This window comes from Thalassovita sp. (genome assembly GCF_963691685.1).
In the GTDB taxonomy this organism is placed as follows: domain Bacteria; phylum Pseudomonadota; class Alphaproteobacteria; order Rhodobacterales; family Rhodobacteraceae; genus Thalassobius.
In genome coordinates this window covers 44,049-58,674 of sequence record NZ_OY829290.1, presented here as the reverse complement: position 1 = coordinate 58,674, position 14,626 = coordinate 44,049, and the positions used below count along the sequence as shown (strand labels likewise).

5 protein-coding genes are annotated in these 14,626 nt (G+C 62.4%); all 5 read left to right on the top strand.

The features are described from left to right. Positions 1–180 precede the first annotated feature (180 nt). The 5 genes from ACORLH_RS00240 (at position 181) to ACORLH_RS00220 (ending at position 14,624) form a co-directional block, all read left to right on the top strand. A complete protein-coding gene (locus ACORLH_RS00240; RefSeq protein WP_321830597.1) occupies positions 181–1,005 on the top strand; it encodes a glycosyltransferase family 2 protein in 825 nt (274 codons plus the stop codon). Continuing rightward, entirely contained in the window at positions 1,002–2,360 is a 1,359-nt protein-coding gene (locus ACORLH_RS00235; protein ID WP_321830596.1) for an oligosaccharide flippase family protein, read from the top strand. Before ACORLH_RS00240 ends, ACORLH_RS00235 begins: the two co-directional genes overlap by 4 nt. A 144-nt stretch (positions 2,361–2,504) precedes the next feature. Then, positions 2,505–9,011, top strand: coding sequence for a polyketide synthase (locus ACORLH_RS00230; RefSeq protein WP_321830595.1), 6,507 nt, complete (start codon positions 2,505–2,507; stop codon positions 9,009–9,011). After that, the gene (locus ACORLH_RS00225) at positions 9,012–10,064 is read left to right on the top strand and encodes a glycosyltransferase family 2 protein (protein ID WP_321830594.1); all 1,053 of its coding nucleotides are present in this window, start codon (positions 9,012–9,014) and stop codon (positions 10,062–10,064) included. Beyond that, entirely contained in the window at positions 10,065–14,624 is a 4,560-nt protein-coding gene (locus ACORLH_RS00220; protein ID WP_321830593.1) for a MupA/Atu3671 family FMN-dependent luciferase-like monooxygenase, read from the top strand. The last annotated feature ends 2 nt before the right edge of the window (positions 14,625–14,626 follow it).

The following is a 14,626-nucleotide window of genomic DNA, read 5'->3' as shown; positions in this document are numbered from 1 at the left end:
GCATCTGGTCCTTTGGCCATTTTTCCTCCGGCAGGTCATTGTTTTTAGACCGGCTGCCCGGCTAGAACAAAATCAATATATAAGTACGTTGGAATGATTTGCTAGTTTACCAACAATGACAAGCCGTTGCAGGATAAACCAAAGGGATAAAACCCTACCTTTTAGGACGCAAAACCGCTGATGATCTCTGTTATCATCCCTGCCCATAACGAAGCTGAGACGCTGCCGGCCTGCCTGGCGGCCATCGCCGCCACCGCGGTTCCTACCGGTGGGGCTGAGGTGATTGTAGTCGCCAACGGCTGCACGGATGACACCGCTGCAGTGGCCCGCGCGATGGCAGAAGACCACGCTGCGATGCCTTATCCCCTGCGGGTTATTGAGCTGAGCGAAGGTGGGAAGATCGGTGCCCTGAATGCAGGTGACGCCGCAGCCGGCGGCGATATGCGGGCCTATCTGGATGCCGATGTGATCATCGCGCCGCAGATGCTGACGGAGCTTGCAAGCGCCTTGTCAGATGCGGCGCCGCGCTATGCCAGCGGCACGGTGGTGATCCCGGAAAGCCCCAGCGCCCTGACCCGGGCCTTCGCGCGGTTTTACCGCACGGTGCCATTCCTGCGCGACGGCGTGCCGGGCTGCGGGCTTTATGCGGTGAACCGGGCCGGGCGGGCGCGTTGGCAGGCCTTTCCCGATGTGATCGCCGATGACACCTTTGTGCGGCTGAACTTCACCGCCGCCGAGCGGGTCAAGGTCGCCGCGCCCTATGACTGGCCACTGGTCACCGGGTTTGGCAATCTGATCCGGGTCCGCCGCCGTCAGGATGCGGGCGTTGCTGAGATTGCAGCGCAGTTTCCTGAGCTGCTGAAAAATGATGACAAACTGCCCTACCGGGCAAGGGATGTGCTGCGCAACGCGCTTCACCAACCGTTTAGCTTTGCCGTTTATGTTGCCGTGCGCTTGGCCGGGAAACTGGGCCGCAACCCCACCAGCTGGAGCCGTGGCAGATGATTGATCGCATGCGAACCCTTGCCTTCGGGTCTGGCTTGATGACCCGCGCGTTCCGTAGTTCTGCAATCAATGCAGGGGGGTACGCCGGGTTCCAGTTCCTGCGGCTGCTGTCCAATCTGGTACTGACCCGCATCCTCTTCCCTGAGGCCTTTGGCATCATGGCGCTGATTTCGGTCGTCATGGTGGGCCTGTCGATGTTTTCCGATGTCGGCACCAGCCCGGCCATCATGCGCAGCCCCCGTGGCGATGAGGAAGAGTTCCTGAACACCGCCTGGACGATCCAGATCATCCGCGGCATCTGCCTTTGGCTGGCCGCCTGTGCCCTGGCCTACCCGGTGGCGCTGATCTACGGCGAGCCGATGTTGATGCAGCTGTTGCCGGTCGCCGCGCTGAGCCTGCTGATCGCCGGGTTCAACCCGACAAAACTGGAAAGCGCAAACCGGCATATGCAGGCCGGGCGCGTCACACTGATTGAGCTGGCCGTGCAGGTGACCGGGCTGATCATTGCGATCACCGCCGCCTGGGCGCTGCAATCTGTCTGGGCGCTGGTGATCAGCGGTCTGGCGGCCGCGCTGACCCATCTGATCCTGCTGAACCGGTTCTTGCCCGGCCCGCGAAACCACCTGCGCTGGGAAAAAGCGGCGGCGCATGAGCTGATCCATTTTGGCAAATGGGTCTTTCTTTCGACGATCTGCGGCTTCTTCGTCGCCCAAGGGGATAAATTGCTGATCGGCAAATACCTGAGCCTTGAGGCCTTTGGCGTTTACAACATCGGCTATTTCCTCGCCTCCTTCCCGTTGTTGATGGGGGGGATGGTCATCCAGAAGGTGCTGGTGCCGATCTACCGCGATAGCCCGCCCGCTGCATCACGGGAAAACTTCCTGACACTGCGCCGGATGCGGATGGCAGCCACCGGGCTATTGGTCAGCCTGCTGCTGATCGTTGCGGCGCTGGGGCCCTGGATGGTCAATCTGCTATATGATCCGCGTTACGCCGCCGCCGGGGCGGTGGTGACGCTGCTGGCCTGTATGCAGATCCCGATGTTGGTAACGCTGACCTATGACCGGGCGGCGCTTGCCAGCGGGGACAGCCGCGATTTCTTCTACCTGTCGCTGGTGCGGGCTGTGGTGCTGCTGCTGATGTTGGCGCTTGGCCTGTCTTATTGGGGGCTGATCGGCGCCATTCTGGGCATCGGGTTGGCGGCCCTTTTGACCTATCCCGCGGTGGTCTGGCTGGCCCGTCGTCAGGGTGCCTGGGACCCGTTGCATGACATCGCCTATACCGGATTGGGGCTGGGCGTTTCAGCACTGCTATTGGTGCTGCATTGGGAAACAATTCAGACCATCAGCGGCTAAATCCCCGTAGAATCCGCGGGGAATCTACGTCTTTCGGTTAGGAAATCCGCAATTGAGCGGGGGAATCCCACCTCTGCGCCTCAAAGAGTCCACATTTTTCCCGTATGTTGTTTAGAAGATAACTGTTTAATTGAGTTTGTTTTAATGTCGGAAACAATGCACTCTCAGCCCTCCCCAAACCCCGAGGAGGAGGACAGGACCGCGGAGATTGCCATCGTTGGCATGGCTGCGCGCCTGCCCGGTGCGCTGTCGATTGAGGCCTATTGGGAAAATCTGAAAAACGGCATTGAATCCATCCGCTCCCTGAGCCGCGATGAGCTGATTGCCAGCGGTGAGGCGGCCCATCTGATCGACCGCCCTGACTACGTCGCCGCCGCAGCCCCGCTGGACGGCTACAAAGCCTTCGACGCCGAGTTTTTCGGATTTTCCCCGAAAGAGGCGGCGATTCTGGATCCGCAGCATCGCCAGTTTTTAGAAACCTCGTGGGAGGCTTTGGAAAATGCCGGCCATATGCCTGAGGGTTTCGATGGTCCAATTGGCGTCTTTGGTGGCTGTGGCATGGGCAGCTATTTCTATTTCAACATCTGCTCAAACCGCGATCTGGTTGATGACACCGGCATGTTCTTGCTGCGCCATACCGGCAATGACAAGGATTTCATGACCACGCGTCTCAGCCATGTGCTGGACCTCAAAGGCCCCTCGATCAATGTGCAGACCGCCTGTTCCACCTCGCTGGTGGCCACCCATTACGCCTGTCAGTCGCTGCTGAACGGCGAATGTGACATGGCGCTGGCTGGCGGGGTCACCATCGAATTGCCGCAGGACCGGGGTTATCTGTTCAAAGAGGGGGAAATCCTGTCACCCGACGGTCACTGCCACGCCTTTGACCACCGTGCACAGGGTACTGTTTTCGGCTCAGGCGCCGGGGTGGTGGTGCTGCGCCGGCTTGAGGATGCACTGGCCGATGGCGATCACATCTGGGGCGTGATCAAGGGCACCGCGGTCAACAATGACGGATCTGCAAAAGCCGGCTACCTGGCCCCTTCGGTCGATGGTCAGGCGGCAGCGATTGCCGATGCTCACGCCCTGTCCAAGGTCACGGCCGGCAGCATCGACTACGTCGAATGCCACGGCACCGGCACCTATCTGGGCGACCCGATCGAAGTGGCCGCGTTGACGCAGGCCTTTCAGGAAACGACAGATGCTCAGGGTTTCTGCCGCATCGGGTCGGTGAAAACGAACATCGGTCATCTGGACACCGCTGCCGGTGTGGCAAGCCTGATCAAGACCAGCCTTGCGCTGCATCACAAACAGATGCCGCCGACATTGGGCTATGAGGCGCCGAACCCGGCGATTGATTTTGAAACCTCCCCTTTCCGCGTCAATGACAGCCTGCGGGACTGGCAGCGCCGCGATGGCCCGCGCCGGGCAGGTGTAAATTCCCTTGGGGTGGGCGGCACCAACGCCCATGCGGTTCTGGAAGAGGCGCCGGAACGCGCGGCCTCAGAGCCGGGCGATTTCCCGTTTCAGATCCTCACGCTATCTGGCCGCACCAAAGGTGCGCTTGAGGGCAACACCACCCGGCTGGCCGAGCATCTGCGCCAACGCCCGGATCAGCCGCTGGCAGATATTGCCTGGACGTTGAAGAACGGCCGCCGCGCCTTTGAACAGCGCCGGGTTGTTGTGGCGGAGACCCATGCTGAGGCCGCCGATCTGCTGGAACAAGGCAATCCGCGCCGGGTCTTCACCCATACCGCCCTTGAGGCGCCAGAGGTGGTCTTCATGTTCCCCGGCGGCGGCGCGCAATATGCTGGCATGGCGCGCGACCTCTATGAGGTGGAACCGGTCTTCGCCGATTGGATGGACCGGGGTTTGGCCCATCTTGAGGGCAAGATTGATTATGACCTGCGCGCGCTCTGGCTGCCGGAACCGGGTGCTGAGACCGCGGCGGATGAGGCGCTGAAACAGCCCTCTGTGCAACTGCCGCTGATCATGATCACCGAATATGCGCTGGCCCAGCTCTGGATCAGCTGGGGGGTGAAACCGGCAGCGCTGGTGGGCCATTCGATGGGGGAAAACACCGCCGCCAGTCTGGCGGGGGTCCTGTCCTTCACCGATTGTATCGATCTGGTGCACCTGCGCGGGCAGCTGTTTGACACGGTGCCCGCGGGGGGCATGCTGTCTGTTGCCCTGCCGGCCGATCAGCTGCGCCCGCTGCTGGGCCGCGATCTGGATCTGGCCAGCGTCAATGCGCCGGGCCTGTCGGTGGCCACCGGGCCGGACGCCGCGCTGGAGCGCCTGCAAGCGGAGCTCGCGGAGCGTGACATTGAGTGCCAGCGCATTGCCATCGATATCGCTGCACACAGCCGCATGTTGGACCCGATCCTGGATCGCTTCCGCAGCTTCCTGCAGACGATCCCGCTGCAGCCGCCGCAGATCCCCTTTGCCTCCAACCGAACCGGGGCGATGATCACCGCGGAGGAGGCGCAGGATCCCGAATACTGGGTCGCCCATCTGCGCAATACGGTTCTCTTTGCCGATTGCATCAGCACCCTGGCCGCGCCCAGCGCCCGCGTCTTTCTTGAGGTCGGGCCAGGCAAGGCGCTCAGCTCGCTTGCGACGCAGCATCCTGATGTCAGCGCCAATCAGGTGATCTCCAGCCTGCGCCATCCCGAAGATGACATCGCCGATGACAGCTATTTCGCAGCCATGCTGGGCCGGATCTGGGCCGTGGGTGTGGATTTTGACTGGGATCAGTTCTGGGGCGAAGGGCGGCGCAATCGCGTTGTTTTGCCGACCTATGCGTTCCAGCATCAGGACTATTTCATTGAACCCGCCAGCGATCACGCCGGCACGCAGCCCGATGCCGCACAACGCTGGTTGATGCGGCAGGAGGATATGGCGGATTGGGCCTATGCCCCACGTTGGAGCCCACGCTACGCCGATTGCAGTCTGGATGTAGCCGGTGATCTGAGCGAACTACCGCCACAGAACTGGCTGATCTTTGAAGATGCCCACGGCCATGGCGCCGCGCTGACCGCCAAGCTGCGACAGGCCGGGCAAGAGGTCACAACCGTGCGCCCCGGTGATGGGTTTGCCAAAGTATCGAACGGCTACCTTTTGGCGCCGGAACATGGTCGGGTCGGTTATGACCGTCTGATGCAGGATCTGTCCGCGCAAGACAGAATGCCCGACCGCATTGTCCACCTTTGGCTGCTGACCGAGGATGAGCGCTGTCGGCCCGGATCCTCTTTTTTCCATCGCAATATGGAATATGGCTTCTACGCGCTGTTGTACCTGAGCCAGGCGATGAGCGAACAGGGGTTAAGCGATCTGCACATGACGGTGGTGACCTCAGATGCGATGCAACAGCGTGATGAACGCCTGCGCTATCCTGAAAAGGCCACTGTTCTAGGGCCCGTGCAGGTGATCCCGCGCGAATTCCCAGGCGTGACCTGCGCCGTGCTGGATCTGCAGGCGGCACAGGGCAAATCAGGGCTGAAATCACGCGGCAAGGCACTGGGCAAGGCAATGGGCGAATCGCCCCTGCTGATCCCACTGCTGGAGGAGGTGTTGGCGACACCGGCCAACACCATCGCCGCCCTGCGCCGTGGCAAACGCTACGCGCTGGACTACGCGCCTGTGCCTTTCACCCCCGACGAAACGCCTCAACCCAGTGCCGACATGCTGCGCGAGGGTGGCACCTATATGATCACCGGCGGTTTTGGCGGCATTGGTCTGACCCTGGCCGGCACGCTGATCGAGTGCTGCCACGCCAATGTGGTCCTGCTGTCGCGCCATGCCCTGCCCGACCGTGACCGCTGGGCCGACCACCTGCACAGTCATCCGGCCACCGATGCCTCCAGCCGCCGCATTCGCGCGGTGCAACAGCTGGAGGAGAAAGGCGGCAAGGTTCTGGTGCTGGCTGCCGATGTCTCCAACGTCGAAGACATGCGGATCGCCCAGCGCATGGCCCGGGATGCCTTTGGTGACATTCACGGCGTCATTCACGCGGCGGGCGTCATCAAAGACGCACCGATCCTTGGCAAGTCACTGAGCGACATCGAAGCGGTGTTCACCCCCAAAATCCACGGCACCGAGGTGCTGGATCAACTGTTCCCGGATGGCAGTCTGGACTGGCTGGCAGTCTTTGCTTCCAGCTCCACCGTGACCGCGCCTGCGGGACAGGTGGATTATGTCGCGGCCAACGCCTTCCTGAACGCCTGGGCGCAGTCCCGCAGCGGTGGCAAGACTCGGGTTCTGTCCCTCAACTGGGGGGTCTGGGCAGAGGTCGGCATGGCCGCCGAAGCGATGGAGGCCCGCCGCCAGCCAACCGCCACGCTGCCGGGGCGCCCCTCAGGTCAGGCATTGCTGGGTGACATGCGGGATGACGCCAATGGCAACCGCCAGTTCCAGCGCAGCCTGTCGGTCAAGGATTGGGTGATGGATGAACACCGCACCAAAGCGGGTGACATTCTGCTGCCCGGCACCGGCTATCTGGAACTGATCGATGAAGCTTTGAAAGCCCAGGGCGAATCCGGCCCGTATGAGGTGCGGGATTTGTTGTTCCTGGCACCGCTAGCCGTGCAGGAGGATGGCACCACTGACATGCGGCTCAGCTTGCCGCGCAGTGATCTGGGCTATGACGTCATGGTCGAAAGCGCCACCGGGGGAACCACTGGATCAGCGGCAACGGGCTACGGCCCCAATGCCGAGGCCGCGATTTCGCTGCGCGCGCTCACCCGCCCCGCGCCGCTGGATCTCGACCACCTGCGCCGCCGCTGCGGACAGGCGCGCCGGGGCGACGGGCCGCTGGTGGCCCCACAGGAAAAACACCTGTCCTTTGGTCCCCGCTGGAAGGTGCTGCACAGCACGGCGTTTGGCGCTGGTGAGGGTATCGCAGATCTGGCCCTGCCTGCGGATTATGCCGCGGACCTGCAGAGTTACCGCCTGCACCCCGGCCTGCTGGACATCGCAACCGGCTGGGCGATGGAATTGATCGCCGGATACCAGGGGCACCACCTCTGGGCGCCGGTCAGCTATCACCGGGTTCGGGTCTATGCCCCGTTGGAAGCGCAGATCACCTCCTGGGTGCGCAGCGCCGAGCAGAACAGCACCCAACATGCGACCGCCAGCTTTGACATCACCCTGACCGCCGCCGACGGCACCGTCCTGATGGAGATTGAAGGCTTCTCAGTGCGCAAACTGACCGGCGGGTTGAGCCTCAGCACCGCCAAACCCGCCACGGCGGTGGAGGACCGCCCACTGTCCGCGGCCGAGGAACGGCTGCAGCACAACATCAGCCAGGGTATTCGCCCGGCTGAAGGCGCCATGGCCTTCCTGCGGGCGCTAAGCGTGCCGCAGACACAGCTGGTGATTTCCTCACTGGATCTGCCCGCACTGGTGGCGCAAGCGGGTCAGACGCAGGATACGCCTTCCAGCGCACAAAGCTTCCAGCGGCCGGAGTTGGATCAGGACTATGCCGCGCCAGAATCCGAGGTGGAAAAACGCCTCGCCGGGTTCTTCCAGGATCTGCTGGGGGTTGATCAGGTGGGGATCGATGACAGTTTCTTTGATCTTGGCGGCCACTCCCTGATTGCCGTGCGCCTTTTTGCCCAGATCAAAAAGGCCTATGGCAGCGATTTCCCGATCTCACTGCTGTTTGAGGCCCCGACCATCCGCAAAATCGCGGCCCAGATCCCGGATCAGGGCAGCCCGTCAGACCAGCAGACCGACAATGTGGTGCCGCTGGTGCCTGAGCGGCGCTTCACCCATGTGGTGCCGATGCATCAGGGCGAAGGCGGCGCGGGCACCCCGTTCTTCTTGGTCGCGGGCATGTTTGGCAACGTGTTGAACCTGCGCCACCTGGCTGCTTTGCTGGGGACCGACAGGCCGTTTTACGGGCTTCAGGCGCGCGGTCTGTTTGGTGAGGCCACACCGCATCACTCAATCCCTGAGGCCGCGCGGGACTACATCGCTGAAATGCGCAAGGTGCAGCCCAATGGCCCCTACATGCTGGGCGGGTTTTCCGGCGGCGGCATCACCGCCTATGAAATCGCGCAGCAGCTGAAAGCCGCAGGTGAAGAGGTTGAGCTGCTGGTGATGCTGGACACGCCCCTGCCACAACGCCGGCCGCTCAGCCGCCGCGACCGGCTGGCGATCCAGTGGCTGGAGCTGAAAACCAAAGGCCCGCGTTACGTGTTGAACTGGGCCAAGAACCGGCTGCAGTGGGAATGGGAAAAACGGCGCAAACCTGAGGCGGCGCAACACGTGCCGGCAGAGCCAGAGGCGCAGTTCCACGACGCCGCGATTGAGGCCGCATTCCTGGAGGCGGTTGCCAGCTATGATCTGGCACCATGGGACGGGCCGCTGCAGCTCTACCGCCCGCCGTTGCAGGGCCGCTGGCAGGTGGCGCCGGACCGTCTGGTGAACAGCGAACGGGCCTATGTGCTTTATGACAACGATTGGGGGCAATGGGCCCGCAAGCTTGAGGTGTTCGAAGTGCCCGGTGATCACGATTCGATGGTTCTGGAACCCAATGTCCGGGTGCTGGTGGCGCGGCTGCGCGATGCGCTCACCCGGATTGAGGCGCGCAAGCGCACGCCCAACCGTGGCAACGCGCCCCAACCGACCAAGAAGGCAGCCGAATAGATGAACACCGCCGCCTCTTTCCCATCCGCCCGGGTGCTGACCATCGTGCTGAACTATCGCACCGCCGAGATGACTTTGCGCGCCGTTGCTGCCGCGCGCAGGGCGATGCAGGGCATTGATGGGACGATCATCGTGGTCGACAATGACTCGCAGGACGGGTCCTTTGACCAGATGAGCGCCCATGTCACGGCGGAGGGCTGGGCGGATGTCACGGTTCTGGCGGCAGGGCGCAACGGCGGCTTTGGGGCGGGCAACAACTGCGGCATTTTGGCCGGGCTGTCCGATCCAGAGACCACGCCTGATTTCATCTATGTGCTGAACTCCGACGCCTTCCCGGAACCGGACGCCATCCAAAGCTTGCTGGACCATATGTTGGCCCATCCGCAGACCGGATTTGCCGGCAGCCTGATCTATGGCGAAGACGGCGTGCCGCATATGTCGACCTTCCGCTTCCCCTCGCTGCCGGGGGAGTTGGAGGGCACAATGCGGTTTGGACCGGTGTCCCGCCTGTTGAAAAACCATCAGGTGCCGATGCCGCCGCCTGAGCACAGCCAGCCGGTGGATTGGGTGGCCGGGGCCAGCCTGATGATGCGGGTGTCGATGCTGCGGGATATCGGCCTCTTTGATGAGGCGTTTTTCCTGTATTTTGAAGAAACAGATCTGTGCCTGCGCGGGCAGCGTGCGGGCTATAGTGTTGATTTCGTGCGCGAAAGCCGGGTGATGCACATCGGATCTGTCTCAACCGGGATGGGCGGCTGGGCACGGACACCGCGCTATTGGTTCCAGTCGCGCTGGTATTACCACGTGAAAAACCACGGAAGGCTGCATGCCCTCTGCGCCAGTATACTGCATCTGATCGGTGGGAGTTTTCACCGATTGAGGCGTGTCCTGCGGGGGCGCCGTTCGGTGGATCCGCCTGTGTTCCTGCGCGATCTCATCCGTCATGATGCTGCCGCGTTGTTCCGCCCCTTGAGCGCCCCGCAGATCCCCCAATTGCCAGACGTTCCGCAAGGGGTCACGCCACCCCGCACCAGCGTCAGCCCGGAGGTTTAGATGAACCCGTTTTCCACCGTTCTGATCGGCAATGAATCCCTTTTGGTACAATGCGGTGACCTGCTGCACCGACGTGGGCACCTGATCCGGGCCGTTGTCACCCGCAACCCTGACGTGGCCACCTGGGCCCAAAAGCAAGGGCTGCAGGTTCTGGCCCCCGGCGCCGATCTGGCCGCCGAACTGCAACCGGGGTTTGACTGGCTGCTGTCCATCGCCAACCTCGACATGATCCCGGCTGCGGTACTGGACATGGCTGCCAAAGGTGCGGTCAATTTCCACGACGGGCCACTGCCGGCCTATGCAGGGCTCAACGCGCCGGTGTGGGCGCTGGCCAACGGCGAAACCCGCCATGGCATCACCTGGCATCTGATGACCGAAGCGGTGGACGAAGGTGACATTCTGCTGCAACGGATGTTCGACATCGGTCCAGAAGACACCGCGCTGAGCCTCAACACCAGCTGCTATGAGGCCGCGATTGACAGTTTCCCCGCCCTGATCGACGCGCTGGAGGCCGATCTGCCCGATCGCCAGCCACAGGATCTGAACCAACGCAGCTATTATGGGCTAACCCACCGCCCCGCCGCAGCGGCCCGGCTGGATTTCACCCGCCCCGCCGCCAACCAGCAGGCACTGGTGCGGGCACTGGATCATGGCGCCTATTGGAACCCCATCAGCTGCGCCAAGATTGTGATAAACGCTCAGATCCTGCTGGTTGGTCAGGCCCAGGTAGAGACCAGCAGCAGCACACCAGGCGCGGTTCTGGCCGTTGATCCTGATGGGGTGACCGTCGCCTGTGCTGAGGGTGCACTGCAATTGACGGGGCTGCGCAGCCTTAACGGTGCAGCGGTTGACCCCAGCACCTTAACGCAGGTCGGCGATATGCTGGAAAGCCCCAATGCTGGGTTCACAACGCAGGTCGATGCCGCATTGCACCCCGCCATTCGGGCCGAGGCCAAGCTGCGCCCGCTGTTTGAAACCCTACTGCCTGCAGATCTGCCCTGCGCTGCAACTAGTGAACAGGGGCTGCGCGAATTGGCGCTATCCTGCACCGCAGAGGAAGCAACGGTTGCCCTTGCCGTGATGGCCGCACATCTGGCCGAAGGTGATCATGTTGATCTGGCCTTTACCCAACCCAGCAAAGGCATCGCAGGCGCCTATCTGTTGAACTGGTCCCCCCTGCGGGTGATGACCTCAGGTACTGTCACAGAAGCCCGCGCTGAGGTCACCCAAGCCCTCAAGAAGGTGCGCCAATTGGGCCCTGTCGCTGCGGATCTGCCTGCCCGCCTGCCCGGTATACAACACCCGGCCATGCCGCAGCTGGCGATCAGCGATCAGGCGCCCCATCCTGACGCGGCAATCACGCTCTGCCTGACGCCTGAACCGGTGCTGAAGGCCGATGCGGCACGGGTCAGCGACGCGTTGTTGCAGGTCATTGCCGCCCGGATCGCACATGTTTTGGCACAGAACGGGCGGATCGAAGACCTGAACCTGATGAGCGAGGCGGAACATCAGCTGCTGACCCGGGACTGGAACAACACTGCCGTTGACTTTGATGCCGACCTTTGTGCGCATCAGATGTTTGAACGGCAGGTTGCCGAAACACCCCATGCCACCGCGCTGGTCGTGGAAGGCGAAAGCTTCAGCTATGTCGAGTTGAACGCCCGGGCCAATCAGGTGGCCTATGTGCTCCGCGATATGGGGGTGAGGCCCGGCACGCTGGTGGGCCTTAACACGCAGCGCACGCCGCACCTGCTGATTGGCGCCTTGGGGATCCTGAAAGCTGGCGGCGCCTATGTGCCGCTGGATCCCGCCTTCCCCGCCGATCGTATCGCGCTTTATGTCGAAGACAGCGCCTGTCAGGTGATCGCCACCCAGCAGGGCATGCTGAGCGATCTACCGGATCATCAGGCCGAGGTGCTGGCACTGGACAGCGATCCGCGCATCCTGTCGGCCCCGACGGACAATCTGGAGGTCGCGGTCGCGGGCCATGACATGGCCTATATGATCTATACCTCCGGCTCCACCGGACGGCCCAAAGGGGTGATGGTCCAACATCGCAACGTGTCGAACTTCTTCACCGGTATGGATGATCGCATCGACCACGCGGCGGGATCGGTCTGGCTGGCGGTGACCTCGCTCAGCTTCGACATTTCGGTGTTGGAGCTGTTCTACACCCTCGCCCGCGGCTTCAAACTGGTGCTCTCCTCGGACGAAAACCGCGCGCTGGTCTCTTCCGGGCGGATCAATCAGACCGGCAAGGGAATGGAGTTTTCGCTGTTCTACTGGGGCAATGACGATGGTGTCGGCCGCGATAAATATGAGCTGCTGTTTGAAGGCGCCAAGTTTGCCGATGCCAATGGGTTCTGCGCTGTCTGGACGCCGGAACGCCACTTCCACGCCTTTGGTGGCCCTTACCCGAACCCGTCTGTCACCGGCGCGGCAGTGGCGGCGCTGACCAAAAATCTGGCCGTGCGCGCAGGCAGCTGCGTCGCGCCGCTGCACCATCCCGCCCGTGTGGCCGAAGAGTGGGCGGTGATCGACAACCTGACCAACGGGCGCACCGGTTTGGGTATCGCCTCGGGTTGGCAGCCGCATGACTTTGTGCTGCGCCCCGAAAACACCCCACCGAACAACAAACCGGCGATGCTGGAAACCATCGAACAGCTGCGCGCCCTGTGGCGCGGTGAAGAGGTGGAATTTCCGATGGCAGACGGATCGATGCATGGCGTGGTGACACAGCCGCGCCCTGTGTCAAAAAAGCTGCAGGTCTGGGTGACCACCGCAGGCAATCCGGACACCTGGGTCGAGGCAGGCCGGATTGGCGCCAACGTGCTGACCCACCTTCTGGGGCAGTCGATTGAGGAGGTCGGGGACAAGATCAAGCTTTACCACGAAGCGCTGCGCGAGGCGGCGCATGATCCGGCGGAGTTTACCGTGACCCTGATGCTGCACACCTTTGTGGCTGAGGATCGGGAAAAGGCGCGCGAGATTGCCCGCGACCCGATGAAAGACTACCTGCGCTCCGCCGCTGGGCTCATCAAACAATTCGCCTGGGCCTTCCCAGCCTTCAAACGTCCCGAAGGGGTGAACAACGCTTTTGAACTGGATCTCGGCACGCTGGACGGCGAAGAGATGGAGGCGATCCTTGATTTTGCCTTCCTGCGGTATTTTGAGGATTCCGGCCTTTTCGGCACGGTTGAGGATTGTCTGGACCGGGTCGAGGATCTGAAGCGCATCGGCGTGGATGAAATCGCCTGCCTGATCGATTATGGCATCAAAAAACAGACCGTGCTGAACGGGCTGACCCATCTGGCCGAGGTGCTGAAAGGCGCCAATATGGGATCAGATGTGGCCGCGGATGACTTCTCCATCGCGGCGCAGATCGTGCGGCATGAGGTCACCCATCTGCAATGCACCCCGTCGATGGCGCGGATGATTGCCATGAACGATGAAGCGCGAGGGGCGCTGTCGCGGGTGAAACACCTGATGATCGGGGGCGAGGCCCTGCCCGGCGATCTGGTGACGGACTATGCCCAGATCACCAAGGCCAGCATCGAAAACATGTATGGCCCCACCGAAACCACCATCTGGTCCACCACTGAAACGGCATGTGCAGATGAGGTTACGGTCAACATCGGCACACCGATTGCCAACACGCAGGTCTACGTTCTGGATGAGGCGATGCAGCCCGTGCCACTGGGTGTTCCGGGCGAGTTGTATATCGGCGGCGCGGGCGTCACCCGTGGCTACTGGCAGCGCGATGACCTGACTGCAGAACGGTTCCTCAGCGATCCCTTCCTGGAGCAAAACCGCATCTATCGCACCGGCGATCTGGTGCGCTGGCGGGGTGACGGGCGGCTTGATTTCCTGGGCCGCGCCGACCATCAGGTCAAGCTGCGCGGCTACCGGATTGAACTGGGTGAGATCGAGGCCGCTATGACGGCCCACCCCGGCATCAAACAGGCCGTGGTGATCGCCCGCGAAGACAGTCCCGGCAGCGCGCGTTTGGTCGGCTATGTCACAACGGACAGCCCCCTGAATGAGGCTGCGCTGCGCCGCACTGTGGCGGCGTCCCTGCCGGACTACATGGTGCCAACGGCCTTTGTTGCGCTGCAAGACTTCCCGCTGACCCCCAACAAAAAGATCGACCGCAAAGCACTGCCCGCACCGCAGACCACGGGCGCCGGGGCCGTGGCTGCCCCCAGCCGGCTGGGCGATACCGTGCAGCAAGAGGTGGCCGCGATCTGGTCTGCCATACTGGGCGTTTCCAACATCGGGGCGCGCGACAACTTCTTTGACCTTGGCGGCCATTCCCTGCTGGCGGTTCAGGCGCATCGGGAAATCCGCGAAAAACTGGGGGCGAAAACCCTTGGGATCACAGACATATTCCAATTCCCTGTTTTGTCTGCTCTATGTGATAAAGTGAGAGAATCGATGGACATCGCCCCTTCGGGTGCCGCACCATCGAGCGAACAGGAAACAACAACCAGCGCCCGCGCAACCGCGATGTCCCGTCGCAAGGAAATGCGGGCCCGACGGATGGTCAGAAACAGGCACTGATG